The organism is Mycobacterium sp. GA-1841 (assembly GCF_001954135.1).
Classification (GTDB): domain Bacteria; phylum Actinomycetota; class Actinomycetes; order Mycobacteriales; family Mycobacteriaceae; genus Mycobacterium.
This window is the reverse complement of sequence record NZ_MBEQ01000035.1, coordinates 1-26,728: the sequence shown is the minus strand read 5'-3', so window position 1 is coordinate 26,728 and position 26,728 is coordinate 1. Positions and strand designations below refer to the sequence as shown.

Annotated in this window: 27 protein-coding genes; 9 read left to right on the top strand and 18 right to left on the bottom strand. The window is 65.5% G+C overall.

Annotated elements, in window-relative coordinates; all coding sequences use genetic code 11:
• Window positions 1–171: 171 nt before the first annotated feature.
• From A5740_RS09625 to A5740_RS09610, 4 genes are all read right to left on the bottom strand, one after another.
• Window positions 172–1,620, bottom strand: coding sequence for a hypothetical protein (locus A5740_RS09625; RefSeq protein ID WP_139335043.1), 1,449 nt, complete (start codon window positions 1,618–1,620; stop codon window positions 172–174).
• Window positions 1,621–1,820: 200 nt separating this feature from the next.
• A complete protein-coding gene (locus tag A5740_RS09620; protein WP_083654004.1) occupies window positions 1,821–2,678 on the bottom strand; it encodes a helix-turn-helix domain-containing protein in 858 nt (285 codons plus the stop codon).
• 34 nt (window positions 2,679–2,712) lie between these two features.
• On the bottom strand, window positions 2,713–3,027 hold the full coding sequence (locus A5740_RS09615; protein WP_076193487.1) for a hypothetical protein: 315 nt from the start codon (window positions 3,025–3,027) through the stop codon (window positions 2,713–2,715).
• Window positions 3,024–3,707 (bottom strand): hypothetical protein, encoded by a 684-nt coding sequence (locus tag A5740_RS09610; RefSeq protein WP_139335042.1) that lies wholly within the window; start codon window positions 3,705–3,707, stop codon window positions 3,024–3,026. The genes A5740_RS09615 and A5740_RS09610 overlap by 4 nt, the downstream gene beginning before the upstream one ends.
• A 169-nt stretch (window positions 3,708–3,876) precedes the next feature.
• Between A5740_RS09610 and A5740_RS28275 the strand changes: the two genes are divergently transcribed.
• Window positions 3,877–4,581, top strand: a complete 705-nt coding sequence (locus tag A5740_RS28275) for a hypothetical protein (protein WP_217696690.1) — start codon at window positions 3,877–3,879, stop codon at window positions 4,579–4,581.
• A 34-nt stretch (window positions 4,582–4,615) separates the two neighbouring features.
• On the opposite strand, the gene A5740_RS09600 is transcribed toward A5740_RS28275, so the two are convergent.
• From A5740_RS09600 to A5740_RS09545, 12 genes are read right to left on the bottom strand one after another with little or no spacing between them, the layout of a single operon-like run.
• Window positions 4,616–5,290, bottom strand: a complete 675-nt coding sequence (locus tag A5740_RS09600) for a sensor domain-containing protein (protein WP_139335040.1) — start codon at window positions 5,288–5,290, stop codon at window positions 4,616–4,618.
• Window positions 5,291–5,321: 31 nt separating this feature from the next.
• Complete coding sequence (locus A5740_RS09595; RefSeq protein ID WP_139335039.1) at window positions 5,322–6,020, bottom strand: oxygenase MpaB family protein; 699 nt, start codon at window positions 6,018–6,020, stop codon at window positions 5,322–5,324.
• 5 nt (window positions 6,021–6,025) lie between these two features.
• The gene (locus A5740_RS09590; protein WP_076193478.1) at window positions 6,026–6,931 is read right to left on the bottom strand and encodes an oxygenase MpaB family protein; all 906 of its coding nucleotides are present in this window, start codon (window positions 6,929–6,931) and stop codon (window positions 6,026–6,028) included.
• A gap of 23 nt (window positions 6,932–6,954) precedes the next feature.
• Window positions 6,955–7,575 (bottom strand): mce associated protein mas1a, encoded by a 621-nt coding sequence (locus A5740_RS09585; RefSeq protein WP_139335038.1) that lies wholly within the window; start codon window positions 7,573–7,575, stop codon window positions 6,955–6,957.
• Window positions 7,572–8,795, bottom strand: coding sequence for an MlaD family protein (locus A5740_RS09580; protein ID WP_076193476.1), 1,224 nt, complete (start codon window positions 8,793–8,795; stop codon window positions 7,572–7,574). Before A5740_RS09580 ends, A5740_RS09585 begins: the two co-directional genes overlap by 4 nt.
• Window positions 8,792–9,859, bottom strand: coding sequence for an MlaD family protein (locus tag A5740_RS09575; protein ID WP_076193474.1), 1,068 nt, complete (start codon window positions 9,857–9,859; stop codon window positions 8,792–8,794). Before A5740_RS09575 ends, A5740_RS09580 begins: the two co-directional genes overlap by 4 nt.
• 2 nt (window positions 9,860–9,861) lie before the next feature.
• Window positions 9,862–10,965: an MCE family protein gene (locus A5740_RS09570; RefSeq protein ID WP_076193496.1), complete on the bottom strand. Its 1,104-nt coding sequence runs from the start codon at window positions 10,963–10,965 to the stop codon at window positions 9,862–9,864.
• Window positions 10,962–12,020 (bottom strand): MCE family protein, encoded by a 1,059-nt coding sequence (locus A5740_RS09565; protein WP_371454740.1) that lies wholly within the window; start codon window positions 12,018–12,020, stop codon window positions 10,962–10,964. Before A5740_RS09565 ends, A5740_RS09570 begins: the two co-directional genes overlap by 4 nt.
• Window positions 12,021–13,073, bottom strand: coding sequence for an MCE family protein (locus A5740_RS09560; protein WP_076193473.1), 1,053 nt, complete (start codon window positions 13,071–13,073; stop codon window positions 12,021–12,023).
• Complete coding sequence (locus A5740_RS09555) at window positions 13,070–14,497, bottom strand: MCE family protein (protein WP_076193471.1); 1,428 nt, start codon at window positions 14,495–14,497, stop codon at window positions 13,070–13,072. Before A5740_RS09555 ends, A5740_RS09560 begins: the two co-directional genes overlap by 4 nt.
• Window positions 14,494–15,351: an ABC transporter permease gene (locus tag A5740_RS09550; RefSeq protein WP_139335037.1), complete on the bottom strand. Its 858-nt coding sequence runs from the start codon at window positions 15,349–15,351 to the stop codon at window positions 14,494–14,496. The genes A5740_RS09555 and A5740_RS09550 overlap by 4 nt, the downstream gene beginning before the upstream one ends.
• Window positions 15,351–16,160 carry an ABC transporter permease gene (locus tag A5740_RS09545; RefSeq protein WP_076193470.1) on the bottom strand — a complete coding sequence of 270 codons (810 nt, stop codon included), beginning with the start codon at window positions 16,158–16,160 and terminating at the stop codon, window positions 15,351–15,353. Before A5740_RS09545 ends, A5740_RS09550 begins: the two co-directional genes overlap by 1 nt.
• A 352-nt stretch (window positions 16,161–16,512) precedes the next feature.
• Here A5740_RS09545 and A5740_RS09540 point away from each other — a divergent pair, with 352 nt between their 5' ends.
• A complete protein-coding gene (locus A5740_RS09540; RefSeq protein WP_076193468.1) occupies window positions 16,513–17,448 on the top strand; it encodes a GTP-binding protein in 936 nt (311 codons plus the stop codon).
• A gap of 59 nt (window positions 17,449–17,507) precedes the next feature.
• Window positions 17,508–17,789 carry a pyrimidine/purine nucleoside phosphorylase gene (locus A5740_RS09535; RefSeq protein ID WP_076193466.1) on the top strand — a complete coding sequence of 94 codons (282 nt, stop codon included), beginning with the start codon at window positions 17,508–17,510 and terminating at the stop codon, window positions 17,787–17,789.
• Window positions 17,790–17,943: 154 nt separating this feature from the next.
• Here A5740_RS09535 and A5740_RS09530 read toward each other — a convergent pair whose 3' ends face one another.
• Complete coding sequence (locus tag A5740_RS09530) at window positions 17,944–18,597, bottom strand: GntR family transcriptional regulator (protein WP_076193464.1); 654 nt, start codon at window positions 18,595–18,597, stop codon at window positions 17,944–17,946.
• A 119-nt stretch (window positions 18,598–18,716) separates the two neighbouring features.
• On the opposite strand from A5740_RS09530, the gene A5740_RS09525 reads away from it, so the two are divergent.
• From A5740_RS09525 to A5740_RS09510, 4 genes are all read left to right on the top strand, one after another.
• The gene (locus tag A5740_RS09525) at window positions 18,717–19,877 is read left to right on the top strand and encodes a glycerate kinase (RefSeq protein WP_076193491.1); all 1,161 of its coding nucleotides are present in this window, start codon (window positions 18,717–18,719) and stop codon (window positions 19,875–19,877) included.
• Window positions 19,878–21,296, top strand: coding sequence for a C69 family dipeptidase (locus tag A5740_RS09520; protein WP_076193463.1), 1,419 nt, complete (start codon window positions 19,878–19,880; stop codon window positions 21,294–21,296). It abuts the gene before it with no gap.
• 60 nt (window positions 21,297–21,356) lie between these two features.
• The gene (locus A5740_RS09515; RefSeq protein WP_076193461.1) at window positions 21,357–22,787 is read left to right on the top strand and encodes a cytosine permease; all 1,431 of its coding nucleotides are present in this window, start codon (window positions 21,357–21,359) and stop codon (window positions 22,785–22,787) included.
• Window positions 22,788–22,913: 126 nt separating this feature from the next.
• Complete coding sequence (locus A5740_RS09510; RefSeq protein ID WP_076193490.1) at window positions 22,914–23,396, top strand: TspO/MBR family protein; 483 nt, start codon at window positions 22,914–22,916, stop codon at window positions 23,394–23,396.
• A 10-nt stretch (window positions 23,397–23,406) separates the two neighbouring features.
• Here A5740_RS09510 and menJ read toward each other — a convergent pair whose 3' ends face one another.
• Entirely contained in the window at window positions 23,407–24,627 is a 1,221-nt protein-coding gene (gene menJ / locus A5740_RS09505) for a menaquinone reductase (RefSeq protein WP_076193459.1), read from the bottom strand.
• Between the two features lie 21 nt (window positions 24,628–24,648).
• Here menJ and grcC1 point away from each other — a divergent pair, with 21 nt between their 5' ends.
• Together grcC1 and htpX are read left to right on the top strand one after the other, a co-directional pair.
• On the top strand, window positions 24,649–25,656 hold the full coding sequence (gene grcC1, locus A5740_RS09500; RefSeq protein WP_076193457.1) for a nonaprenyl/(2E,6E)-farnesyl/geranylgeranyl diphosphat synthase: 1,008 nt from the start codon (window positions 24,649–24,651) through the stop codon (window positions 25,654–25,656).
• Window positions 25,657–25,758: 102 nt separating this feature from the next.
• The gene (htpX, locus tag A5740_RS09495; RefSeq protein ID WP_067772670.1) at window positions 25,759–26,634 is read left to right on the top strand and encodes a zinc metalloprotease HtpX; all 876 of its coding nucleotides are present in this window, start codon (window positions 25,759–25,761) and stop codon (window positions 26,632–26,634) included.
• The last annotated feature ends 94 nt before the right edge of the window (window positions 26,635–26,728 follow it).

The window sequence follows — 26,728 nt, the reverse complement described above, 5'->3', positions numbered from 1 at the left end:
CAGCATCTCGCAGCAAGTCCCACGAACCCAACAACAAAACGCTGATAGGAATCATTAGCGTGCGTGTCTGCTGCCCGACATGCCGCGATCTGTCGGCAATTTGCGCACGCTCGCACAGGCAAGAAATCGGCCCCTCTCGGGTTACGAGAGGGGCCGATTGCCGTGTGAGCGCTATTCCTTGCTGCTGGTGTCCTTGTCGGCCGCTGCGGTCTTCTTGACCGGCTTGTCGAACGCTTTCTTGACCTTCTGACCGATCTTGTCGAGGGTCGCCGACACCTTCTCGGGGGCTGCCTTGACCGGTTTCACCGTCTTTTTACCGGCGGCGGTGTCAGCGGCAGTCTTGCCCGGGACGGCGACAAGGCTGTGGCGCACCAGGGATTTGGTCGGCTTGGTGTCCGGTGCGTCAGACGTGACGGCCGGGGTCTCGGAGTCGTCGACCGCCGGTGCCGTTTCGGTTTCCGAGGACACCGGGTTCGTGGTTTCTGACGACGTCTCTGCCGGGGCGATCACCGCGGCGCCGGCATCGGCGGGCGACGCTTGCGATGCGGCCTTCTCCGACTTCTGCGTCAGCGGGCCGGCCGAAACACCGGATGCCGCCTCGTCGTCGGCTTCCGCAATGGCCGCAGGTGCACCCTCTGGGCCGGTCACCTCGGTTCCCGTTGCGCCCGGGACAGATTCGAGTGCGGTGCGTGCGGCGGCCGGCGCGGCCGGCGGAGTGATCGCCGCGGCGATCGCCTTGGGGATGTCGATCAGGAACGAGTGCAGCGGAGCGTACATCCGGTCGGGGCTGAACAGCCCGGCGGTCCAGCTGCCAGGTCGGCCGGGCCGATTGGGCGGGACGTAGGACCCATTGAGGATCGAGCTGACGGTATCGGCCGGTGCGTTGATGATCGTGCTCGCGAACTTCACCAGGTCGCCGTCCTGGATGGCGTCATAAAGGTTCTGTCCGATCCGAGCGGCCCCCGCTGACACGTAGCCCTGGACGAGGCTGACGTAGCCCATGCCGACCTGACCTACCAGCCCCACATCTCTAAAAGATTTGAAGGTCAGAAGATTCAGCACGGAGGACAGATTGCCGATCATCTGATCGGGGATCGAGAGGAGATTGAGCATCGGGAAAAGACTCGATGCGACAGTCAGGGTGGCACGTGACATGACATTGCCGACGCCCATGATGTCACCGGCCTCGAACTCGGCGCGGGCCTCTTCCAGGTACTCCGGAATGTAGATGGTCACCGTGTTGATGATGTTCTGGACGATCGTCGACAGTGACTCGCCGACGAGTTCGGCGTAGCCGGTCTGATTGGCGATGATCTGGCGTAGGACCGGCGCCGGGTCGGCCAGCGCGTTCTGGAAGAGCTGCGTCAGGTTGGTGGATGTCAGCTCGAGCACCTCGGCCCACCGCGCAATGGGATCGACGAACGAGGACCCAGCCAGGGTCGTCGCGAATGGGCTGACGTCGACGGGGCTCGGCAGATCCACGTTTTGCACCGCGGCCGACAGCGTCACCGCGCGGTTCTGGATCTCGGGTGCCGCGGCGGTGATGGGGGTGGCCGCGATGACGCCGGCGCCGACAATCGCCACGCCGGCGGTCACATAGGGCCGTAGTGCGAGTTGCAACTCGGTCTCCTTCTGATCGTGAAAATGTGTCAGCGATCACTGACCGAGCGAACGTAGCTGAGAGGATTCTGAGAAACATTCACATTCTGAAACACGTTTCAATTCTTGTGGCTGCGAATGTTCACATCGCTAAACAAAAGTGCGATCGCAGGCCCCGGGCTGCGACGGCGATGGCTCACTTCTTGGCGTGAACAGCTACGTCATCCACCGAGGCGGTAGCCACGCGGTGAAATCCCGACCCGCCGCTTGAATGCGGTGGCAAAGTGACTGGGATTCGAGAAACCAACCCTGACGGCGATCTCGGTGATGGAGTGCGAGGTGGTCAGCAGCAGTGTCTGGGCCCGGGCGATACGCCGGTCCAAGACGAACTGATACGGCGTGGTGTGAAACGCGTTGCGGAACGCCTGGGTGAAGGCCCCCACCGACATCTCGGCCATCTCGGCGAGCGCATCCAGCGTGATGTCGGCGTCGAGGCTGTCGCTCAGGTATTCCACGATCGCTGACCGCGTCGCGGCATCCAGGGTGGTCCGCCGGTGTTCCTTGCGGGGGCGCGGCGCGGTATAGGTGTCGATGACCAGTAGGCGAAGGGTCTCGGCGAGGGACTCGGTCAGCAGTCGCGCGATGGCATCTTCGCGCTCCGCGACGCTGTAGATCTCTTCGACCAGTTGATGGACCAGTGAGTTCTTGTATTTGACCCGTGGGATCAGGGCGGCATCGCCGATCGCGCGCCCGGGGATCGTGATTTCGCAGTATCCGGCCACGTCGCCCTGAACCAGCGCCGCGCACGGGATCCCGGCCGGTTTCCACCAGATGTCGCCTGCGCTGGGTGGAACGCGGCCCGACGGTCCCCAATCGAGCAGGGTGTCCATCGAGCGCATCGAACCGTGCCGGTACACATACATCAGGTGATTGTCGGCATCGAAACTGCACCAGTCGGTCGGTGCGGAGATCTGCTCCGTGGCGAAGGTGAATGACAGGCCGCGGGCGGCAAGGGCATGCTGTTCCAGCACGACACGCGGAGTCTGCGGACGGTCACCGTCCCACGGCTTCATGGCCATCCGGCCGAGTGTATCCACGGCGACAAAGTCGGTATCAGCTGAACAGGTGCCAAACGCTAGAGCCCAGTACGAAAAGCAGCACGCCGCCGACCACCACGAGATACACGTAGCTTCCGGCTGACATCTTCGGCTCCACCGCGCCGCGCCGCAGCGGCACCCGCCGTGTGCCCGGCGTGCTCGCCATCAGCATCTGGTGCGTGCGCGACCATTGCGCGGCCGCCCAGACGGCATGGTCACGTTCGGCGCCGGTGCAGTGTTGGGCATGGGCCTCCCACAGTCGGGAGTTCCGCAGCGCGACAAGCGCGTCCGGTGTCGGACCGGGGGCCTTCGCGACGGCGCGTGAGCTCATTTGAACAATCCGAACATGGTGTTGACCGGCCCCTGAGCCAGGCGCTCATAGAGGTACTGGGTGAACAGTGCCGCCGACAGCAACTCGGGCACGGGAGAGGGCAGGGGCCGCGGGCAGTCGAGTAGGTAGTCGGAGAACCAGACTCGCGGCCGGACGTCGCCCGATTTCAAGGTTTGGCGGTCGATCCGCCCGATCGAGGAGCCGACAGCGTCGAAGATCGGCACGGGATGTTGCTTCCACGAGGCACCCTGATGGACCTCGGTGGCGCCCAACCACTGCCCGTTGGCTTCCAGACCCAAAGTGAAACCGCTGGTTTGGGTGAACTGCGCCACCGGGGCGGTGGTCCTGAGCCGGCCCAGGTCGCGCCCGGCCCCGTCGTGCACCTGGATGAACTGGCCCTGCCAGTCGGTGACGCTGCTGCCACCGAACCGGGTGACGTGCAGTAAGACGGCACCATCGGGACGCAGCATGACAAACCGCATGTCCGCGTGCATGCGGCTGAAGGTCCAGGCCGGGATGTCGGCGGTCGGCCGGATCAGGGCGATCTGCTGGTCGTAGACATTCTCGATCGAGCAGTACACGTTGCGATCGGAGCGGTCGGGCACGGCACGCAGATACAACACCGGTTCCCCCAACGGAAATCCCGCGGCCGGGCGGGCATGGGGAGCCGATGGAGGCACGGGTCCGGCGTACGGCGGTGACGCCTCGATGATCCTCTCCCCCCAGGCGATCTCGGTTCGGTACCGTCACATGCTAAGCCGTCGCGGTTCGTGGGTGAGCCACCAGTTTTGCCGGCCATATTGCCGCGCCTGGGTACCTTCAGTGGGCTTTACCATCGCTGTACAGGTGATGACGAAAGGGCTTTGCGTGCACCCACCGTCCGGCTACCCCTATCAAGGACCGCAGCACAACCAGCCGTACCCGCCCCAATACTCTCAGCCCGCCTACCCGCCGCCGATGCCGCCGCCGCCATGGCAGAACGCGTCTACCGCAGCGCAATCCCCGAAGCCCGGGTCCAAGAACATGACGAAGTACACCGTGATCGCGTCGGGCATCTTCGGCGCCGTGTTCGTTCTGGTCGCCATGTTCCTGATCGGGGGTGACACCGGCGGCTACTTCAGAAACGGAGACACGGTCTCCCCGACGGCGGATGCGCACATCGTTTTCGTCAAAGAGAAACACCTCGACGGCAAGCCGCCCAGCACGGTGCGGTGTTCTGCGACGACCGATGCCGGTGAGGCAGTGTCTGTATCGGCGCCGAGCGAGGTGTTGCACACTACTCGCGGTGCCCGGCCATCGACCGACTATGTGTCGGTGGCCGAACTTCCCACCGACCAAGGCCCCTTGACGGTGACGTGCACAAAGGGTGGTGCGATCGACACCTATCTCGATCTGGTGCTCGGCAAAGCTGACTCGTCCACCGGCCTGACGATCTTCCTCGTCGGGTACGCGTTACTCCTGATCATCCTGGTGACCGTGGCAATCGTAATGAATCGCAGGTACTTTCGCCGCTATCCTCAGCCGCAAGTTGACGGAGGGCGGTGGCAGGTCTGAGTCCGGCCGGCCACGATGTGCGGGACGTCCGGAGTCAACGGGCGTTGGCCACCAGCTTGGCGACGATGGTCGCCGCCTCGTCGCGGACGTGGTAGCCGCACACCTTTGCCTCGACGGACATCTTGCCCACGATCGACAGGGCGTGCTGGCACGTCCATCCTTCGGTGCCGGAACGGATGGACGTCTGCTTGATCAGCTCATCGACGACAATGAGATCTTTGATGTGCCATACCTGTTCGGCTTGGCCCTCGTGGATCGGGATCGTCGAACCGTTGCATTCGTTCCATACCTTCGTCGAGATCCGCAGGGTCGAGCGTGCTGCGTCTTCGGAGGCGAAAAGGATGGCCGACTGTTGAACCCAGTGACGATGCTCGGAGTCAGGGTCCTGGGCGATCTGGTTGCGCACCGCCGTCCAGTAGGAGAACAGGTAGTCCATGTGTTCGGCGGGGTAGAGCGCGGCCAGGCACCTTTCGTCGCGGACCTTGCCGAAATTGTCGTTCATGTCCGCGGTTTTGCTGGTGACCATCAGATTGTTGGCGCCGACGATCGCCTTGAGCTGCTCGATCGGCACCATGATCTGGTCGAGCTTGTTCTCTTCCGGCGACGGGGTTCTGGTGTGCGCGGTGCCGGACACCGTGCTCGTGCAACCGGTCACCCCCATCAATATTGCCGTCGCGACAGCCGCCCATCCCGCTCGAGTTCTGGTCACTCCGACATTGTCCCCGAGGACTGACGCAAGATCAGGACAGCAGCCGGCTGATCATGGTGAACCGCCGCAGCGACCGCCGATCACCGGCGCTGACCGAGATACCTGTCAGTTCGACAGCGCGAGGATGCTGCATGGCCCGGATCACCGGCGCCGGCACGGCCCGCACCCACCAGTCGGTGGGCGCGAACATCTGGCGGCGGAACGGCTCGAAGTGTTCACCGGCCGAGAGTTGGGTGTGGCACTCGTCTTCGAAGTACTCGCAGAACTCGGGCCAGCTGGCCGGCATCGGACGGGTGGAGATTCCATAGCGTCGGTACCACGAACAGCACTCCTGGTAGAGCTGTTCGTGCTCGTCGTCATCGAGCTTGCGGATGAAGGTGTTGACCATCATCACAAGGCTTTCCACGTAGGTGGCGTGCTGGAAGTGGAACACGTCCGGGTTGAGGGCGTGGTACTTGTTGCCGGCCGGGTCGTGACCCTTGACGTGCTCATGGGCGAACCGGATGTGCGGCCGCATGTCGGTGTCTGTGTAGGCGATCCTGATTGCCTGGTTGACGGTTCGCTTCTTGTGCAGCCAGATTCGTTCACGCATTAGTGCGTGTTCGGATATCCCGGTGGCAATCGTGGGATGTAGCAGTTGTAGGCACACGGCACGCGGCAGCACGAAGATGTAGCGTCGGTCGTCGAGGTGACGCCACAGCAGGGTATCGGGACCGAGATCGACTTCCACGGCCGTCAGATCAGGGCCTTCTTCCGCCGGATCCGGCGGCGTACATCCTTCATCAGTACGGCGTAGTTACCGGTACGCAGAGATTTCGGCAGGAACCGGTTGACCACCGCCACGAACAGGAAGAGGTGCTCGAAGCGGCGCCGGTCGGTGTCGGTCCACTCGAATTCCATCGCATCCCGGAATACCGGGGCCAGAAAGCCGATGGTCAAAAACCGTAGCAGCGGCGCCAGGATCAACCGCATCGGCCAGTTGATCATCTTCAGCTCCACCAGCACCATGAGGTAATCCCGCACGAACGGGGTCATTTCGACGCGTTCACACGCGGTGTTCCAGTAGGCGTCGAAGTCGGCGCGGGTGGCCGGCCACATCTCCTCGAGCACCTGCAGCGTGGTGCCGATCGTCATGGCGCTCTGGTAGAAACCTTCGGCCTGCTCGTCGGTCATCTTGCCGTACAGCAGTTGGTGGGTGTCCTCGTAGAAGATGAACAGGCAGGCCGCCACCCACAATTGCAGTTCTCGGTTGAACGCGTTGTATTTCACCGGGCTGTCGTCGGTCGACCGGACCTGTCGGTGGGCGACGTTGACGGCCTCGCGGTAGGCGGCGCGTTCCTCGTCGGTGCCGAGGATCGCCACGGTCAGATACTGCGCGGTGGTGCGCAGCCGCTTCCACGGGTGTTGCACCAAACTTCCTGATTCAACCCGGCTTTCGGCCACGCCGTAGCCCACCTCGGGCCAGCACATCTGCATGATGACGTTGGCGGCTGCACCTGCTGCCGACCAGAAGTCCAGTGCGTCGGACAGATCGACGTCTTTCTTGCGGATCCACCGCGGAATCCGCTGCGTGACGGTGATCCGGGTCTCCGCGGTGGTCAGGCGCGCCTCGGCACCCAAATCCACGTATGTCGCTGGCATGGAACTCCTTTCGGGTCGAACGGTTACACGGTCTGTACGTCGTCGACGATCCAGTGATCGCCGCTGCGCACCAGCTTGACCACCATTCGGTACTTCTGATTGCTGCCCTGGGGTGCAGTCACGTTGGTGACGTGTTGATCGACGAACGCGACGACCGTGGCGGTATCGCCGTCGAGCGACTCGACGGCCACACGGTCAGCGGTAGCTGTCGCCACGCCCTTGCTCGTCACGACGATGTCGCGCAGCGCCTTGACCATCTCGTCGTATTTGGCTGCGAACCCGGGGGTGGAGTTGGCCACGATGTGCTCACGGTTGGCGTCGATTTTCTGGTAGTCGAACGCGGCCATCGCCACCAGGTAGTCGCGAGACATCTGCACGGCGTCGGTGCGCAGGGCGTCGTCCCGGCGGTGCTGGTACTCGCTGATCGACAACAGCACCAACGCGGCCAGCGCCGCCACGGCCACCAAGGCGACCGCAGCGGCGATCAGCCGGCGCCGGAGCCGTCCGGCCGGTGCCGGCTCGTCCGTGCGATCCTCGTCGGTCTCGGCGTCCTCAGGCGTCGCCACCGATTCGCCGGGTCCATCGTCGACGATGTCTTCGGTAATGGTGTCCTCGGAGAGGGTGTCTTTGCCCGAGTTGCTCACTGGGGGCCGCCTTTCAGGATGCTGCGCCATTTGTAGGCCAACTGTGCCAGCGTCGGGATCTGCACCGGGTCGTTGACCACCTCGGGCCCGATCGGATGCCCAGGGGCCTGTGAGTTCTGCAGGCCGAGATCGTTGGGTCGTGGGGCGTTGACCGCGCCCCGCATCAGCATGTCGGGTGCGGGTGGGCAGTACATCACCAGATTGGGTTCTTTCGGGCTCACGTCGCCGATGGCCCGCCGGTCGACGTCGTAGTTGCACACCGGCCCCTGGGTGGCGATCAGGGAGAAGTCGGCGCGGGTCTGGCCTGTGGCGTCCTTCTTGACGATCGAGGTGAGGTCTTGCAGGCCCTGCGGGATCGCCGACAGTCCGGCCTGCAGCGAATCGGTGCGGTCACCGATGATCGGGGTGACGGTGGCCAGGTTGGCCAGGGTGGCGCCGAACGTTCCCCGATAGGTGTCCAGGACCCGCTGCAGGTTGGTCAAGGCCGCGGGTGAACGGTCGGTCAGATACAGGAACGCCGGCCCGCTGCCGTCGAGTTGGTTGGCCAGGCGTGAGCTGGCGGCCATGCCCCGCACGAATGCGTCGCCCTGACCGGCCATCGTGGTGACGAGTTCCGCGGTGCCGTCGATGAGTGGTTGCAGCTGACCGGCCTGATTGTGGATGCGGCCGGAGATGTCCGAGGCGTTGTCGATGAGCATGGCCAGGTCGGGTCCCAGTCCGTCGAACGCGTTCGACAGTTCTGTGCCGACGTCGCGGACCGCTTGGGTGTCAATGCCTTTCACCAGGTGTGCGGCATCGCCCATGATCCGGTCCATCTGGACGGGCTGTCGGTCGGCCGGCGCGGCGATGGTGTCCCCGGAGGCCAGGTACGGTCCGCCGTCGGACTGCGGCATGATGTCGACGCTCTGGATGCCGGCCGCGGTGCCCATTCCGACGGTGAGGATGGCATCGCGCGGGATCCGGGTGGCGGGGTCGATCGCCAACCGCACCATCGCGGTCCCGTCGGCGGTCAGCCACACATTCTCGACCGTGCCGACCTGCACGCCGCGTACCGTGACGCTGGTTCCGGGGGTCAGCCCGAACGCGTCGGCCATAGTCGCAGTGAGGGTCATCGGGGTCCGGAAGCCTTGGGGGCCTGCCACATAGCGGATCCCGAACGGGATGACGATCGCCGCGATCACCGCGAAGATCGCCAGCTGAACCACTACCAGGCGTCTCATTTCAGCCCTCCCGACAGGAACCCGTCCAGCGCCACGTCCCCGGTGATCGGGGTGCCGTTGACGATCAACCCTCCGGTGAGGAGTTTGTCGATGGTGCCCGGGATGTCCAGTGCCCCATCGAACATCAGGTAGTCACCGTGGACGGAGTTGCCGAACTTCTCCAGGAAGTCGTTCATGGACGTGAGCATTCCGCCCAGTCGGTCGTTGAAGGTGTTCATCATCGACACGACGGTGCCGGCGTCATCGACCATCATGCCCAGGTCGGTCGAGGACACCACGTTGTTGGCAGTGGCGGCCAACGCGGTGGTGGAGGAGAACAACGTCTGCAGCTTGGCGCGCTGCACGTCGAGCATCGCCACCACTTTGGGCACCGCATCCAGGTAACCGGTCACGGTCTGCTGCTCATGGCCGAACTGTCCGGCGATGTTGGCGGCCAGGCTCATTGCCTGGTCGAACTCGCCCTGGTGTTCGGAGGCCTTGGCGGCCAGCAGCGACATCGAGTCGATCAGGCCGCGCACTTTGTCGGCGCGTCCGTCGAACGCCTTGTCCAGCTCGGTGACGATGGTGCCCAGCTGGTCGACGCCGCTGCGGGACAGCAGCGCGCCGAAAGTGGCCAGTGCGCTTTCGATCTGAGGTCCCAGTTCGGTGTGGCTGGGCGGGATGACGTCGCCGTCGCGCAACGCCCGTTGGGGGGCCTGCTGAACACTGCTGAGTCGGACGAACGGATTGCCCAGCGCCGACGGCAATTCCACGCTGGCGACGGTGCCGGAGTCGAGCCCGTCGGCGTCGGTCAGGCTCAATTGCACCGAGGCGCCCGAGGCGGCCAGGCTCATCCCGCTGACCCGGCCCACCACCTTCTGCCCGTTGCGAACGTCGGCACCGATGGTGATGCCGTCGGCGGTGGGCAGCACGACGGTGACGGCCATGGTGTCGCCCGGGGTGGTGCGGCCCAAGGGCAGGTCCTGAATCCCAATCTCGAAAATATTGCCGCTGAAGGCGAATGGAATGGCCGCGGCCACGATCAGGGCGCACCCGGTGGCCGCGCCGGTGAGAGATACACGCATGGTCACCTCGGGTACTTCGGGTTCGGCGCCGGCGCGTTGCCCGTGACGGCAGAGACGATGCCCAGCGGATCCGAGCGACTGATCGGGTACGAGATCGGGTTGGTGATCCCGGCGCCCACGCACATCGGCAACATGTTGCGGTCGCAGAAGTTCTGCGCCGCGGCGAACTGGGTGAGCACCGTGGACACGTTGAGCCGGATGCGGCCGCGCCGGTCGGGGCCGATGGTGTTGGACAGGTTCTGCATCATCAGCGGGACCAGGTCCATGAACTCGGCCAGCTGAGGTTGCTTGGCGGTCAACACATCACCGACGGCATTGAGGTTGGCCGCGATGGTGCCCAGATCGTCGCCGTGTTGCGCGACGAAGGTGTCGACCTGGTCGAGCACGGTTGTGAGGTCGTGCATCGGACCAGTGAGGTCGACGTTGGCGTCGGCCCAGCTGCCGCCGACCTGGCCGAGTTCGTCGACCATTTGGTTCAGCGACACCTGACGCTGGTTGAACGCGGCCATCAACGTGCTGAGGTTGTCGACCACCGTGCCGATGTCCTCGGCCCGCGCGCCGAGCACGCCGCTGGCCGCACTCAGGTTGCGCATCGCCGAGTTGAACAGCTTGCCCTGGTCACGCCATTGGTCGGCGCCGCGGGACAACACTGCGCCGATGTCGCCCTGTTGCGGGCCGATGGCCGAGGTGAGGGTGCTCAGGCTGCCCAGCATGCTGTCGAAGGTGATCGGGGAGTGGCTGCGGTCGGCCGGTATGACGTGGCCGTCGGCCAGGGTGGGACCGGATCCGCTGTAGGCCGGGCCGAGTTCGACGCTGCGGTCACTGATCAGCGCCGGGCTCATCACGTAGGCGTCGGGTTCGGCGGGCAGCATGACGTCGTCGGGCAGGGTCATGGTGACCCGCACCGTGGTGCCGTGCGGGGTCACCGCCGTCACGCGCCCCACCGGCACCCCGAGCACGGTGACCTTGCTGCCCGGGTAGATGCCGTTGATGTAGCCGAAGTCGGCGTGCACGGTGCGGGCCCGGTCGGTCCGGCCGAACACGTACCAGCTGCCGGCGCCCAGGCAGAGCACGACAAGGGTGGCAATTGCGGCTTTACGTGTCATCGGCACTCCCGCTGAACGTTGAGGAAGCACAACAGGTTGTCGGGCATCACCACAGACGGTGAGTTGACGTCGGCCCAGGTGCCGTTGCCGGTGGCGTTGGTGACCGCGCGGATCGCCGGGGGCATCTTCAACAGGGTCTGGTCGATCTTGTCCACGTTGGCTTTCAAGGTTCCGGTGACCGCGGTGAGACCGGTGATCAAGCTGCTGAAGTCCGCCTGCTTGTCGGTGTAGATCGCGGCCAGGTGCCGCATGATCGCGCTCAGGTTGGTGACGATGTCGGTGAGCGCTTGTCGGCGCGCGGCCAACGAGGTCACGATGTACTGGGCGTTGGCGGCGGTGTCGGCCAGCGAATCGGTCTGGTGGGACAGCATTTGGGCCATCGACCGGCTGATCCGCAGGATCTCGTCGATCTTGTCGCCGTTGTCGGCGAAGGCCGAACTGGCAGCGCTGATCCCGGCCAGCGCCTTGCCGAGTTCGGCGCTGTTACCGGGCATGGTCTCGGTCAGGGTGGTCATCATCGCGGTCAGCGGCTGCTGGTCGACGTGCTCGGCGGTGTCGGCGGCCTTGCGTCCGACGTCGTCGAGGCTGTACGGAACTGTGGTGCGCGGCAACGGAATAACGTTGGAATCAACCCCGTTTATGGTGCCGGCGGGCATCACATCGAGGAACCGCTTACCCAGCACGGTGCGCAGCCGCACCGTCACGGTGGTGCGGTTGCCCAGCGGCTGGGCCTTGTCGAGCCGGAAGCCGACCCGGACCCGGTCGACGGCCAGGGCGACCTGTTCTACCCGCCCGGCGGGTACCCCGGCGACGTACACCGGGTCGCCGTCGGTCAGGCCGCTGGCGTTGGCGAGTTCGGCGACATAGGCGTTGGTGCGCACGTGGTACACCGCCCGCGGGATACCGACCGAGACCACCATGATGGCGACCAGCGTGATGGTGCCGAGCAGGCCCAGCGCCAACGGAATTGACGGGTTGTGTTTGCGTTGATCCTTGATGAAGAGGAAGATCACCGCGCCGACGAAGAGGTCGATCAGCTTGACGAGGAACATCATCTAAAGACACACCTCGGAATGCGTGTAGCCGAAGATGTTGGCTTCGTGGCTGGCGACTTTCAGCGTGAAGTTACACAGGTACAGGCTGATGAATCCGCCGTAGCTGGAGGTGCGGTTGATCGCGTCGCCGAACTCCGGTAGCCGGGCCAGCAACGTGCTGAATTGCTCGGTGTTGGGCTGCCAGGTCTGCAGCATGGAGTTGAGGTTGGTGATGGTCTCTCCGTAGGCCGCACTGGAGCTGTTGACGGTGTTGGCCAAGGTGGCCAGCACGGCATTGCCCTCGTCGATGAGCAATTCGAACTGCCGGTCGCCGGAGGTGACGGCGGCGCTGAGCCGGTTGAGCCCGAGCAGCATCTGCTCCAGTTGCGGTTGCCGGGCGTTCATCGTGTGCATCAGGGTCGACATGTTGTCGATCAGCTGGGTGAAAATTCCCGCATTGTTGCTCAACGAGCTTGTCATGGCAGCGATCTGGGTGAGCAGCGTGGTCAGCGTCTGCGCCTGGCCGCTGAAGGTCTCGACGAATCCTCGGGTCAGGGTGTTGACCTGCTCGGGGGCCAGTGCGTCGAACAGCGGTTTGAATCCGTTGAGCAGCGCGGTCAGATCCACTGCCGGGGAGGTTTGTGCCAGCGGGATGACGCCGCCGGCGGCCAGCCGGGCCGGTGGTTCGTCGGTGGAGACGTCCATGATCGCGCCGCCCGGATCGGACAGGGCGACGTAACGGGCACCGAGCATGTCGCCGTAGCGCACCGCCGCGGTGACACTGCTCGTCAAGGTGAAATCGGATTTGACCTCGATGTCCACGTCGGCTCGGCTGGTGCCGTCTGCGTTGGAGGCGAACCGGATCGAATCCACCCGTCCGATGCGGATCCCGTTCATGGTCACCGGGTTTCCGACATTGAGGCCTTCGACGCTGGTGAACTGGGCCTGGTAGGTGACCGTGCTTCCGCGCACCGGCACCGACAAGGTGTTGATCACCAGGACGGCACTGAGGACGCCGGTCGTGCTGAAGGCGCCCAGTTTGGCCCAGGACTGCCATCGCCTGTTGCGGTTCATGAGATCTGTACTTCCGTGCCGCGCACCAGCGGGCCGAGCATGAGCACCGTGGCGATGTTCGGTTGGGTTGACGGGGCGCCGGCCGGCGGCACCAGTTCGTCCTGCAGCACGGCCAGCGCGTGGGCCTGGCCGTCGGCGTCGACGACTGCCGAGGCGGGTGCCGCGACGGCAGGAGAACTCGGGAACGCCTCGGCCGGAAGCGGATCCGAGGGGATGGGCGCGGACTGTGGCAGGCCGGGCCCCGGCGGCAGGGAGGAGTGTGTCGGCAGGTGTGGTGCCGGCGGAGTGAACGGAGTGATCGGCAGGGACGCCGCCGGTCGGGACAGGACATCGGCCGGCTGTGGTGGAACGTTCCCCGACGGTGCGGATTCGGCACACCGGGCGCCCTGGGTGCTGCCGTACACCGGGCAGTCCTGTAACGAGTACGGCATCGGCCCGGCGAAGGTCGCCACCGCGGTGATGTTGAACTTGCCCGTCGCGAACACCTTGGCGCCGGCCTCACCGAACGCTTGCGCGCCGGCCAGGGTGTCGACCAATCCCAGCGGCTGGGCTGCGGTGGTGGCCATGATCTTTCCGGCCGAATCCACCACGGTGATCAGCTGTTCGCGGTGGTCGGACATGAAGGAGGTGAGGACTGAGGAGAATCGGGCGAAACCGTCGATCGCGGAGGCGAACTTCTTCTGATCGTCCACCATCCGGTTGGACACCGAGGTCGCCGCCGACAGCGTGGAGATGATGTCGGGGGTTGCGGTGTTCAGCGAGGCCATCACGTCCCGGAATTGTGGTGTGGTGTCGAGGAATCGGAGGAGTGACGGGGTCAGCACCTCGGCCCCGGCGCTCAGGTTGTCGATCGTTTCGCCCAGTTCCGATCCGCGGTTGCGCAGCGACTGGCTGATCGCGGTGAGCGCGGTCTGCATGCGCTCGGGTTTGATCTGCGAGAACAATTCGACGATCTTGGTGAACACGTCGTAGAGGGCCATGGCGTCCGGGCTCTCGTCGATCGCCACCGTGTCCCCGGGCTGCAGTCCCGTGGTGGACCGGTCGCCTTGCGGGTCGACGAGTTGCAGGTAGATGTCGCCGAAGAAGGTGCGTGGCACGATCCGTGCCACGGCCGAGGACGGGATGATCCCGAGGCTGTCGGGTTCGATCGCCAGCCGAACCCGCGATGTGTGGGTGCCTGACTCGATGTCGGCGATGCGCCCGACGTTGACGCCGTGGTAGCGGACCGGGGAGCCGCCGGTGATCAGGCCGGCCGACACCGGTATCCCGACATACACGTCGGCGCTGCGCTCCAGATGCCCGGAGGCGCGGGCCACCAGCGCGGCCGCCACGGCCAGGGCCACTGCCGCGGCGCCGAGGCCGCGCAGGGCCAGACGTGCCTGACTGGGCTCGGTGCGGCGGCGTGCTCTGCTCAGCCGGCTCACATTCCCATCCCCGGGATCTCGGGAACCAGGCCCCACAGCGCGAAGGTGAGCAGCACGTCGAGGATGCCGACGGCGAGGATCGCGGTACGCAGCGCCCGGCCGGCGGCCTGGCCCACGCCGGCCGGCCCGCCGGAGGCAAAGTAGCCGTAGGTGCAGTGCACCAGCGCCACCACGATGGCGAAGACGATCGCCTTGATCCCGGAGTAGAGCAGGTCGCTCGGGCCGAGGGCGAGATGGAAGAAGTAGTCGTAGGTGCCGGGGGAGGCGCCGTTGAAGATCACCACCACGGTGCGGGTGGACAGGTAGCTGGCCAGCAGGCCGATCATGTAGATCGGGATGACGCAGACCACCGAGGCCAACACGCGGGTGCCGACCAGGTAGGGGATCGAGCGCAGCGCCATCGCGTCGAGCGCGTCGATCTCGTCGGAGATCCGCATGGCGCCGATCTGGGCGGTGAATCCCGTTCCGACCTTGGCAGCCAACGCGATTGCCACCACCACCGGCGCCAGTTCGCGGGTGTTGGCGATCGCGGCGAGCATGCCCGAAAGGGTGTTCATTCCCACCAGGTCCAGCCCGCGCTGGGTTTCGACCCCCAGCATCATCGCTGCGGCCAGCGACATGGCGAACACGATGCCGATGGTGCCGCCGCCGGACAGCAGCGAGCTGGTGCCGAAGGTGACCTCGCCGATCTGGCCCAGCGTGTGCTTGCGGTAATGCACCAGGGCATACGGCAGTGACCGCAACACCTTGACGTAGAACGTGACATGTTGGCCGGCCACCGCGAGGGCGTCGTAACCGGCGACCGCCGGGCGCGAAATCCGGTGTAGCGCAGTGCTACTGCCGAGGGCGGTCATCAGTAACTACCCACTGCGGGAACCACCACGGTGTACAGCGCCGACATGGTGGTGTTGAGGATGAAGACGAGGGCGAAGGCCAGCACCACCGCCTCGTTGACCGCGTTGGCCACGCCGCCGGCGCCGCCTTTGGTGTGCAGGCCCTTGAAGGTGGCCACCAGGGTGGCGGTGAGTCCGAAGACCGCCGACTTGATCAGCGCCATCACGAAGTCCGACACCTGGCCGTACTGGCTGAAGGTGGCCAGGAACGTTCCGGCGGGCAGGTGCTGGACGCTGATGTGGTAGAGGTAGCAGGCCATCACGCCGCCGAAGGTGACGATCGAGCACAGCGCCACGGCGACGATGACAGCGGCGACCAGCCGCGGTGCGACGAGGCGCTCGATCACGTCCAGCCCCATCACCTCCATCGCGTCGATCTCTTCGCGGATGGTGCGCGACCCGAGGTCGGTGCAGATCGCCGAGCCGGCCACGCCGGCCATCATCAACGCGCACACCAGGGCGGCGGCCTGCCCGACGATGATGAACGCCACCACCGCGCCCGAGTAGCCACCGGCGCCGATACGCCCGGCCAGCTCACCGACCGACACCGCGATGAACACGCCGATCGGCATCATCAGCAGCAGCGCCGGTCCGGTGCACACGCGGCCGATGAACAGGGTCTGAGTGACCACCTCGTCGAGCACCAGGCGCCGGCGGACCGAGGCGGTGACGACGCTGACGAGCGCCTGCACGGAGAATCCGAGCACGTAGCCGCCCTGCACCAGGACGTCCCGTACGGGGCCCTTGGACGCCGGTAGCTCGTAGGTCATCGAGTTCCTTCCGCGATGTGGTGGCATGCGCGGGGGCCGGACCGGTGACCACCGGTTGTGCTGACGCACTTTTCGACCCCCCGGTCGCCTGTGGAGCATGTCACATTTTGTGACGCGACCGCAAGAATTAAGTGAATGGTCATTCTCGAGCTGCCCAACCCTGTCTTCTCAGGTCCGCAACAGTTGGACGCCCAAGTTTGTGATTCGTCGATCGTGCCGTGTGCGCTGGAACCGACTCGCCGTGTCAGCCCGGATATGGTGCCGAACCAGCATTAACTTAGCGCCCCCAAGAGTTGCCGAACCGAGGTGGTATCGCTATGGCGGGCGGGATCGACAAACCTACGATGGCCCGGTGACTTCGGTACCCGTGTTGGCGGTCGCCGGGCATCTCGGCGCCGGCAAGACCACGTTGCTCAACCACCTGCTCCGCAACAGTCGCGGCGTGCGCATCGGCGCACTGGTCAACGATTTTGGCGCGGTCAACATCGATGCCATGCTCGTGGCCGGCCAGGTCGACGCGATGGCCTCGCTGTCCAACGGATGCATCTGCTGCGTGGTCGACGCCGAAGAAACCGGCGAGATGCTGGGCAAGCTCGCGGCCGTCAAACCTCGACTGGACCTCATCGTGGTGGAGGCCAGCGGCGTCGCCGAACCGGCCGCGTTGGCCCGCACCATCACCGTTACCGATGATCCGCGCTACCACTACGCCGGTCTGGTGCTGGTCGTCGATGGTCTGCAACCCGAGCTGGGCCATGGGTTGCGGGTGGCGGATCTGGTGGTGCTCAACAAGGCGTCGGAGTGCCCGGATCTCGACGGCCTGGTCTCGCGGATCCGCGAGCAGAGCCCTCGGGTTCCGGTGTTGCCCACCGACTTTGCCCGCATCGACCCCGAGTTGCTGATCGATCCGCCGCGGTCGCGGCCACCGCAGGCTCAGCTGTCCTTCGACGAGCTGCTGCAGGATGAGCACGACCATCACCATCCCGAGTACCAGAGTGTCGAGTTCCGTACCGATGCCGCGGTGAACCCCCGCCGGTTCATGGAGTTTCTGCAGGACCGTCCGCAAGGTCTCTACCGGGCAAAAGGTTTCGTCGACTTCGGGGCCCAGCGCTTCCTGGTGCAGTTGGTCGGAAGCTCCCTGCGGTTCGAGAAGCGGCGAGCGGGTGGCACCGAGTTGGTGTTGATCGGGACCGGCATGGACACGTCGGCGGTGCTGGCCGGGCTGACGCGGTGCACCGAGGAGCCGGCGGACGAGAACGCGATGCTCGGGGTGCTCAAGTACGTGGTGTAGCCGTCGGCAGCGGTTTCCGCCCGGTTATCCTTCCATGCACCCGAATTCAAGGAGCCGCATTGTTCAAGGTCAACGAGTACTTCGGCGGCGAGGTCGCCTCGATCGCCTTCGCGACGCCAGAGGGACCGGCGACCGTCGGCGTCATGGCCGTCGGCGAATACGAGTTCGGCACCTCCCAGCTCGAGATCATGCGGGTGGTCTCCGGTGCGCTGACGGTCCAGCTGCCGGGCGCCGACGAATGGGAAACCTTCTCGGCCGGAGATCAATTCACGGTGCCGGCGGACAGCAAGTTCCAGGTCCGCGTCGAGTCGGAGACGGCCTACCTGTGTGAGTACCGCTGAGCCACGCCAAGCTTTTGCGCCGGTTTCTACTGCCGGGTTGTTGATCGTGTGCGGTCACGACCCCTGGGTAGAAAGCGATGAGTGGCCCCGCCAAGCTTCTGCGCCGGTTTCTACTCCTGGGCTGTTGATGGCGTGCAGTCGCGACCCCAGGTAGCTAACGGCTCCTGAGATAGTCGAGCAGTCGTTGCTCGGCGTGCTCAAGATGTTCGTCGCCCAAACGCGCCGCCCGTTCGCGGTCGCCCTCGGTGATCGCCGTCAGGATGCCGCTGTGTTCCTCATGGATGACGGCCGGGTCCAGCAGGTTATGGCTTTGTACTTGGGCCAGGCACAAGCGCATCTCGTTGACCACCATCCGGTGTGCCCGGTCCAGGTGCGGGCTGCCCAGGCTGCGCACCAATTCGGTGTGCAGGCAAATGTCTGCCTCGACCACCCTGACGAGGTCATCGCCGGCGACGGCCGAAGAAAACGCTTCATGCGCGTGGCGCGCGGAATCTGAAATCGCGCGCTGACGGGCGAGTAGCGCATATGCCTGGCTCTCGATGAATCGTCGGGCGAAGTACAGGTCCTGAACCTGAGCGATGTCCAGAATCGGGACACGCGCGCTGCGGTGCGCGGCGCGGGTAAGCAGCCCTTCGGCGACAAGATGTTCGATGGCTGCCTTCGCCGTCTGGCGTGCGACGCCATAATCGCTGGCCACCGCGGCTTCGGTCACTGGGCGTCCGGCCGGGATGTCTTCGGTCAGAATGCGCTCACGCAGCGAGACCACGAGTGCCTCTCCCACGGACCGAGTATTGAGTTCGAACGTCATACCGGCAGTCCTCCCCAACCGTCGTGGATCTTCAGCTTAACGGTGTGTGTCTGATCGACAGACAATAAGCCCGTTCGTTGTGATAACTTGACGAACAATATTCAGTGACGGAGGACACGTTGGATCGCGAACCCAAGCGGATCGTGCTTGCGCCCGACAAGTTCAAGGGCAGCCTGACCGCGACCGAGGTCGCCGACTCGATGGCCCGGGGTTGTGCCGACCTCGGCTTGGGGAAATGGTGTGTCCCGCTGGCGATTGCGGATGGCGGCGACGGCAGTGTCGAAGCTGCCTTGCGGTCAGGTTGGTCGTCACGTCAGATTCCTACCGTCGATGCATGGGGTCGAGCCGGTACTGCGACAGTCGCGATCCGAGGCGCCAGCGCGGTCATCGAGGTTGCCTCGATCTGCGGCATGGCCGGATTGCGGCTCGGCCCACAGCAGGCGCTGACCGCATCGAGTGCCGGGGTCGGCCTGGTGATCGCGGCCCTGCTCGACGACGGAATCGATGACATCACTGTGGGACTCGGTGGTTCTGCTACCACTGATGGGGGCGCGGGGATGTTGGCGGCCCTCGGCGTGAAGTTTCTCGATGCGGCCGGCGCCGCCATCGATCCGTGCGGTGTCAGGTTGCTGTCACTGGCCGCCGTCGACACCACCGGCCTGCATCCGCGGCTTGCCGCCGCACGGCTGACCATGGCCTGCGATGTGGACAACCCGATGGTCGGAATCGACGGCTCGGCGGAGGTATTCGCCCGTCAGAAGGGCGCCGACGACGACGCGATCGGCTTGCTTTCCGCGGCACTTGCGCATCTGGCGGCGATGGTCGAACCCGTCGTTGATCGGGTCGGGCTGCACCGCGCATCCGGTTCCGGTGCGGCCGGCGGGCTGGCCTGGGCGGGGCTGATCCTCGGAGCCGAATTACGTTCCGGTGCTGAACTTTTCCTGGAGATGCTGGGTGCCCGCGAACTCATCGCAGGGACCAGTCTCGTCATCACCGGCGAGGGGTGTCTCGACGGTCAGAGTCTGCGCGGCAAGGCTCCCGTCGGAGTGGCCGCACTGGCTGCGGAACTGGGAGTGCCCAGCGTTGCGGTGGTGGGGTCCAACCGGCTGGAGCGCGGTGCGCTGGGCTCGCCGTTTGCCGAGGTGACTGCCCTGGACCAGACCGACCCTCTGTGCGTCGACGACCCGGCCCTCACCCGGTCACTGCTGCGTCGACTTACCGCAGAGCTCGTGACGAAACACCTCACGTCCTCCACCGTCGAGTTCGAAGGAGTGCCCTAAATGATCCAGCGACCGTGGAGCTGCGACACATTCGTCGCGCTACCCGATGCCACGCGCAACGGCGCGACGATCTTCGGCAAGAACAGCGACCGGCCGGCCGGTGAAGCACAACCGTTGCGGCGCAGCCCGGCTCGCACCGCAGGCGCACCCCTGCGGCTCGCGTACGTCACCATCGACGACGCGGATGCCTATGCACACATCGGTTCGGCACCGTTCTGGTGCTGGGGTTACGAAATCGGAGTCAACGAACATCGAGTAGCGATCGGCAACGAAGCGCTCTTCACCCGTACATGGGCCGCGGCGGTTGCGAACGAGCGCATCGCGCAGGGCCCACAACCCGGCCTGTTGGGCATGGAACTCGTGCGCCTGGGTCTCGAGCGCGGCGCGACTGCACACCAGGCACTGACCGTGATGACTGGGCTGCTCGAAGAGTACGGGCAGTGGGGCTCGGCGATCGTCGGAAAGGACCATGGGGCAGGGGCGTACGACAACGCGTATCTGATCGCCGATCCGACTGAGGCCTGGATTCTGGAGACGGCCGGATCGAACTGGGCGGCCAAGCGGGTCCGCAGCGGTTCGTACGCGATCAGCAATGAGCTTTCGATCCGTACCGACCCGGATGCGATGAGCGACGGCCTTGGGCGCACGGCCGTCGAGGCGGGTTGGTACCCCGCCGATCGGACCTTTGATTTCGCCGAGGCATACACCGATCCGGGTACACCGCTCCAGGTTTCGCACATCCGCCGGCGGCGGGCCGAAGACCTTCTCACGGGCGTCGCCACCCATGGCGGCCTCGACGTGCCCGCGGCGTTCGGGGTGTTGCGCGATCACCTGGAGGGCACCTTCCTGGGCGGGCCGACGTTCGATGCGTCCCGCCCTGATTTCCTCACGCTCTGCATGCATGAGCACCCCTCCGGGTTCACCTGGGGCAATACCGCAGCCTCACTCGTCGTCGAACTCCATGCCGATCCGGAACGCCCGGTGACGCTGTGGTGGTGCCCGGTCACGCCGTGTACCGGCGTCTACGTGCCGTACTTCGTCGAATCCGGACGGTTGCCCGACACCGTGCAGCGGCCGGCGCCCAACGGGACGTCTTGTGATCCGCGGAACCACGATGTGGCCACCTACGATCCGGTGTCGTCGTGGTGGCGTTGGCAGCAGCTGCTCGACACGGCCAAGGAATCCGCGGCTCGCGACTTCACCGGCCGTGCTGCCGCCATCCGGCGCGAGTTCGATCCGCTCGAATGCGAATGGCTCGCTGCGACAAGCGAACTGACCACTGACCCCGACTGCCTCGCGACGTTCACCGACGATTGCCTCGGTCTGGCCACCCGCACCGCCACGGAGCTGATCGAACGATTCGGCGCGGACCCTCGCCGGCCGATCGATTCGCGATGGGCGGCACCCGTCACCGTCTAGCCGGCTAACTCGGCCGACTGGCACCACAGCGCCCGTGGGCGCCTTGAAACAAGGAGTGTGATGTCCCTACGCAGCGCGTTCCGCGGTCCGGAGGCCTCGATCGACGACCAGATCGAGAGCTACGCCATCGACCGGGTGCCGGATGACAAGCGGTGGCCGATCCCGGCGATAAGCCTGGTGCTGTTGGGCAACGCCACGGCGATGTTCTTCTTCTCGTTCGGCGCCCAACAGACCTTCCTCGTCGGCTGGCCGATGATGCTCATCCCGATCGGCTATTTTTTCTTCGGTGCAATCCTCATCGGCGCGTTGACGATGCGTATGGCCAGCCGAGAAGGGTTGTCGCAGAGCCTCATTTCCCGCGGACTCGGATTCGGCAGTCGCGGGGCGGCCGTCACCTCGTTCATCTACGCGATCAACTTCGTGTATTACTTCCTGTTCGAGGGCACGATCGTGTCCCACGCGCTGGCGTTCTACTTCGACATCCCGATCGGTTCATTGGCCGGAGTTGCGATTTTCGCGCTGATCGGTCTGGTCACAATCGGTTTCGTGTGGCGGGGCATGTATGCGATGTCCGCCCTGCAGACATGGGGCTTTCCGATCTTCGTCGGTCTCCTGGTGTGGGCGCTGATCTCGCTGGGGTCCAAGCACACGGTCGTCGGTCCGAGCGGATGGGAGGCGACCGGAATGTCCGGCGGAGCGGCCTTGTGGACGGCGATGAGTTTCGCCAACGGCCAGATGATCTTCCAGGGGTTGATGGCAACCGATTACGGGCGGTTCGCCAAGCGCACCATTCGCTACCGTGGCACCAGCTCGATCATGCTGCTCGAGCTGGTCCCGATGTTCGCGGTGATCTTCCTCGGCGCGATGCTGGGCGCCTCACTGGTCGGCGAATTCGGCACGGAGAAGGCCCAGGATCCCGGTTTCGTCTTCGTCCACCTGATGGGGTTGGCGGGTGTCGTCTTCGTGTTGGTCACCCAGATCCGCATCAACGTGATGAACCTCTACGGTGGATCGATCACACTGTCGAGTGGGTTCGACGTCATCGCACACTTCCGGCCAGGCCGACCGTGGTGGATGTTCGCAGTGTGGTTGTTCGGCGTGATTTTTTATGCCACGAACGTGATCAACCACCTCGGCACATTCCTCGCGATCACCGGGGTGCTGACCAATACGTGGGTGCTGATCATCCTCTCGGACTATTTCATTTGCCGGCGGTGGCTCAAGTTGGGCCGTGCTGACCAGATCGAGTACCGCGAAAATGAAGTACGCGAATGGAATCCCTGCGGCCTCACCTCGTTGGCCGTCGCAGTGTTCGTCGGGGCGCTCGGCATCCTCGAGGTCTATCCCGTCGCCTACGCGTCGTTCCTCGCGATGTTCATCGGGCCGGTCATCCACGTCGCGCTGACCGTGGCGACCAAGGGACGGTTCTACACCCCGGCAGGTCAGGCCGCCGCGCGCCTCGCCGGTGAGCCCGCATCCCGAGATCGTTGACGCGAGCTCAGGGCCGCCGATTTCTACCCCTGGGCTGTGGCCGCTCCGGCAAGGTGACCCTCGGGTAGAAATCGGCGAACGCGTTCGAACGTGTGCGGCCACCGGGATCGGGGTAAGCAGTCCCACATGCGACCGATCACCTTGGCCAAGACGGCCTCTGCAGCGCTGGCCACCTCGATCGTCGGCGGGTTGGCCAGCCGTCCCGCTCAATCGAAGTGGTACGAGAAGCTGCGTAAGCCCTCGTTTCAGCCGCCTCGCCAAGCCTTTCCGATCGTCTGGCCGATCCTCTATGCCGACATCGCCGTGACATCGGCTCGCACGCTCGATCGGTTGCGCGCCGACGGTAAGCACGACCAGGCCCGGGCCTACACCGCCGCCCTGGGCGCCAACCTGGTGGTCAACGCCGGCTGGTCATGGGTGTTCTTCAGCCGTCGACAGCTCGGTGCCGCGGCGATCACCGCGGCGGTGCTGACGGCCAGCAGTGCCGATCTCACTCGTCGCGCCGTGAAGGCCCAGGGCGCACCGGGAGCGGTGCTCACTCCGTATCCGTTGTGGTGCGCCTTCGCCACGGCGTTGTCCACCCGGATCTGGATGCTCAACCGCACGTGAGTGCAAGTGATCAGCTGAACGGCTTGCGTTGATCCAACCGGTGTGAGGCCAGCCCGGCCCCCCGCCACACCCGCGCGATCCAGTCGTCGTCCTCTTCGGTCACCAGGTTGCCCATCACCCGCACCGCGATGCGCATCAGCGCGGTGGACCGCAGCGCCACCGGACCGGAGACCGGGAGGAACCGGGGCAGGGTGAGCAGCAGAGCCAGCCGCCGGGCCACCGAGAACCCGTGGGCGTAATGCTCCTGCAGCACGGTGGGCCATGATTGCGCATACGAGCCCGAGCCGAGCAGTTCGGCGGCCAGCCGGCCGGTCTCCAGGCCGTAGTCGATGCCCTCGCCGTTGAGCGGGTTCACGCAGGCCGCGGCGTCACCGATCAGCATCCAGTTGGGTCCGGCCACGCCGGACACCGCGCCGCCCATCGGCAGCAGCGCCGACAGCGCCGCTCGGGGCTCCGCGGAGAAGCCCCACTCTTCACGCCGCAGCCCGGTGTAGTACGACAGCAGCGGCCGCAGCGCGGCGTCGGCGGGCCGTTTGGCCGTGGCCAGCGCACCCACGCCGATGTTCGCTTCACCGTTGCCCAGCGGGAAGATCCAGCCGTACCCGGGCAGCACCTGGCCCTCGGGGGAGCGCAGCTCCAGATGCGACGTGATCCACGGCTCGTTGGCGCGGGGAGTGGCGATGTAGCCGCGGATGGCCACGCCATAGACGGTTTCCTTGTGCCAGGCGCGGCCCAGCACCCGGCCCAGCGTGGAGCGCGCCCCGTCGGCCACGATCAGGTCGGTGCAGCCGATGGACGCCCCGTCCTCGAGCTGGACCGACTCGACGCGACCACGCGAATCATGTTCGACACCAATCGCTTTCACGCCAAGGCGCATCTTGGCGCCGTCGTCGGCGGCGACGGAGCGGATACGGTCGTCGAGTTCGGTGCGCGGCACCGCACTTGACGTCGACGGAAACGACGGTCCGGGCCAGGGCACCTCGACGTCGGCGCCGAAGCCCGACATCCGTAAACCGTGATGCCGGATCCGGGTGTCGAGCCACGGGCCCATGCCGAGCCGTTCCAGCTCGGCGACCGCGCGCGGCGTCAGTCCGTCACCGCATGCCTTGTCGCGGGGGAACTGTGCCGCGTCGATCACGAGCACGTCGCGACCGGCCCGCGCCGCACACGCGGCGGCCGCCGACCCCGCCGGCCCGGCGCCCACGACGACCACGTCTGCCTTGATATCCATTGCTCCCAGTATGTTGGACGAATGAGGACACCAGCGACTGTGGTGGCAGGCGTTGATTTCGGGGACGCGGCGTTCGCCGCCGATGTCCGCGACAGCGTCGCCAGGATCGAACAACTGATGTCTGACGAGCTCGGCAAAGCCGATGAGCTCATGGCCGAGGCGGTGCAGCATCTGTTCCAGGCCGGCGGCAAACGCTTCCGCCCGCTGTTTACCGTGCTCTCGGCGTCGTTGGGACCCCGTCCCGACGATCCGGAAGTGGCGATCGCCGGTGCGGTGATCGAGCTGGTGCACCTGGCCACGCTGTATCACGACGACGTGATGGACGAGGCCCAGATGCGGCGCGGCGCACCGAGCGCCAACGCACGGTGGGGCAACAACATCGCGATCCTGGCCGGCGATTACCTGTTCGCCACGGCGTCGCGGCTGGTGTCGCGGCTCGGACCCGACGCGGTGCGTGTGATTGCTGACACATTCGCCCAATTGGTGACCGGCCAGATGCGCGAGACCCGCGGTGCGGCCGAGCATGTCGACTCCGTCGACCATTACCTCAAGGTCGTGTACGAGAAGACCGCCTGCCTGATCGCGGCCTCGGGTCGGTTCGGCGCGACGTTCTCCGGCGCCGACGCCGAACAGGTCGAGCGGCTGCACCGGCTGGGCGGCATCGTGGGGACCGCCTTCCAGATCTCCGACGACATCATCGACATCGACAGCGATCCCGACGAATCGGGCAAGGTGCCCGGCACCGACCTGCGTGAGGGCGTGCATACCCTGCCCGTGCTGTATGCCCTGCGGGAGTCGGGCCCGGACGCCGAGCGGCTGCGGGAGTTGCTGGCCAGCCCGGTCGAGCGCGACGAGGATGTCGCCGAGGCGCTGGGGCTGCTGCGGCGCTCGCCCGGCATGGCGCGGGCCAAGGAGGTCGTCGGCGAGTACGCGGCGCAGGCCCGTGACGAGCTGGCCAGCCTGCCGGCGGGGCCCGGACGCGACGCGTTGGCCACCCTCGTGGATTACACGGTGAACCGGCACGGCTGATCTCGACGGTGAACCGTCACGGCTTTTCCGGAACCACGCCGGGTAACTGAGCGTTTAATCAGCGAAGGTTGCCGAGTAGTTGCCTAGTAGGAGGAAGCTGCGATGACGTGGAACCCGCACGCCAACCGGATCAAGACATTCCTGTTGCTGGTCGGTTTTTCGGCGCTGATCGTGTTCGTCGGTTCGTTGTTCGGCCGCAACGTGATGTACCTGGCGGTGCTGTTCGCCGTCGGCATGAACGTCTACGTGTACTTCAACAGCGACAAGATGGCGCTGCGCGCAATGCACGCCCAGCCGATCACCGAGGTGCAGGCACCCGAGATCTACCGGATCGTCCGCGAGTTGGCCACCACCGCGCATCAACCGATGCCGCGGCTGTACATCTCCGACACCGCCAACCCGAACGCGTTCGCCACCGGCCGTAACCCGCGCAACGCGGCGGTGTGCTGCACCACCGGCATTCTGCAGCTCCTCAACGAGCGTGAGCTGCGGGCGGTTCTCGGCCATGAGCTCTCTCACGTCTACAACCGCGACATCCTGATCTCCTGCGTGGCAGGAGCGATGGCCTCGGTGATCACCGCGCTGGCCAACATGGCGATGTTCGCCGGAATGTTCGGCGGTAACCGTGAGGGTTCGAATCCGCTTGCCATGCTTCTGGTTTCACTGCTCGGTCCGATCGCGGCCACCGTGGTGCGGATGGCCGTATCCCGCCAACGTGAGTACCAGGCCGACCAGTCCGGCGCCGAATTGACCGGTGATCCACTCGCACTGGCCTCGGCGCTGCGCAAGATCTCCGGCGGGGTGGAGGCGGCTCCGCTGCCCCCGCAGCCGCAGTTGGCCGATCAGGCGCACCTGATGATTGCCAGCCCGTTCCGCGCCGGCGAACGCATCGGCAAGCTGTTCTCCACCCACCCCCCGATCGCCGATCGCATCCGTCGCCTGGAAGACATGGCCGGCCGGGGTCCGGGTCATTACTGACCGCTGATCGCCTCGCACCGCGAGACATCCCTGGGAGCTAAGTGTCAAGCGGCGGCTTGTGCGCGGTGTGCCCAGGCGGTGTGTTCGTCGTAGG

What these genes read in the sequence shown, in the direction of transcription:
- A5740_RS09620 (WP_083654004.1), bottom strand. Translation starts at nt 2,678, where the DNA reads ATGGCCATGAAGCCGTGGGACGGTGACCGTCCGCAGACTCCGCGTGTC.
- A5740_RS09615 (WP_076193487.1), bottom strand. Translation starts at nt 3,027, where the DNA reads ATGAGCTCACGCGCCGTCGCGAAGGCCCCCGGTCCGACACCGGACGCG.
- A5740_RS28275 (WP_217696690.1), top strand. Translation starts at nt 3,877, where the DNA reads ATGACGAAAGGGCTTTGCGTGCACCCACCGTCCGGCTACCCCTATCAA.
- A5740_RS09590 (WP_076193478.1), bottom strand. Translation starts at nt 6,931, where the DNA reads ATGCCAGCGACATACGTGGATTTGGGTGCCGAGGCGCGCCTGACCACC.
- A5740_RS09580 (WP_076193476.1), bottom strand. Translation starts at nt 8,795, where the DNA reads ATGAGACGCCTGGTAGTGGTTCAGCTGGCGATCTTCGCGGTGATCGCG.
- A5740_RS09575 (WP_076193474.1), bottom strand. Translation starts at nt 9,859, where the DNA reads ATGCGTGTATCTCTCACCGGCGCGGCCACCGGGTGCGCCCTGATCGTG.
- A5740_RS09570 (WP_076193496.1), bottom strand. Translation starts at nt 10,965, where the DNA reads ATGACACGTAAAGCCGCAATTGCCACCCTTGTCGTGCTCTGCCTGGGC.
- A5740_RS09565 (WP_371454740.1), bottom strand. Translation starts at nt 12,020, where the DNA reads ATGATGTTCCTCGTCAAGCTGATCGACCTCTTCGTCGGCGCGGTGATC.
- A5740_RS09560 (WP_076193473.1), bottom strand. Translation starts at nt 13,073, where the DNA reads ATGAACCGCAACAGGCGATGGCAGTCCTGGGCCAAACTGGGCGCCTTC.
- A5740_RS09550 (WP_139335037.1), bottom strand. Translation starts at nt 15,351, where the DNA reads ATGACCGCCCTCGGCAGTAGCACTGCGCTACACCGGATTTCGCGCCCG.
- A5740_RS09545 (WP_076193470.1), bottom strand. Translation starts at nt 16,160, where the DNA reads ATGACCTACGAGCTACCGGCGTCCAAGGGCCCCGTACGGGACGTCCTG.
- A5740_RS09530 (WP_076193464.1), bottom strand. Translation starts at nt 18,597, where the DNA reads ATGACGTTCGAACTCAATACTCGGTCCGTGGGAGAGGCACTCGTGGTC.
- A5740_RS09520 (WP_076193463.1), top strand. Translation starts at nt 19,878, where the DNA reads ATGATCCAGCGACCGTGGAGCTGCGACACATTCGTCGCGCTACCCGAT.
- A5740_RS09515 (WP_076193461.1), top strand. Translation starts at nt 21,357, where the DNA reads ATGTCCCTACGCAGCGCGTTCCGCGGTCCGGAGGCCTCGATCGACGAC.
- A5740_RS09510 (WP_076193490.1), top strand. Translation starts at nt 22,914, where the DNA reads ATGCGACCGATCACCTTGGCCAAGACGGCCTCTGCAGCGCTGGCCACC.
- menJ (WP_076193459.1), bottom strand. Translation starts at nt 24,627, where the DNA reads ATGGATATCAAGGCAGACGTGGTCGTCGTGGGCGCCGGGCCGGCGGGG.
- grcC1 (WP_076193457.1), top strand. Translation starts at nt 24,649, where the DNA reads ATGAGGACACCAGCGACTGTGGTGGCAGGCGTTGATTTCGGGGACGCG.
- htpX (WP_067772670.1), top strand. Translation starts at nt 25,759, where the DNA reads ATGACGTGGAACCCGCACGCCAACCGGATCAAGACATTCCTGTTGCTG.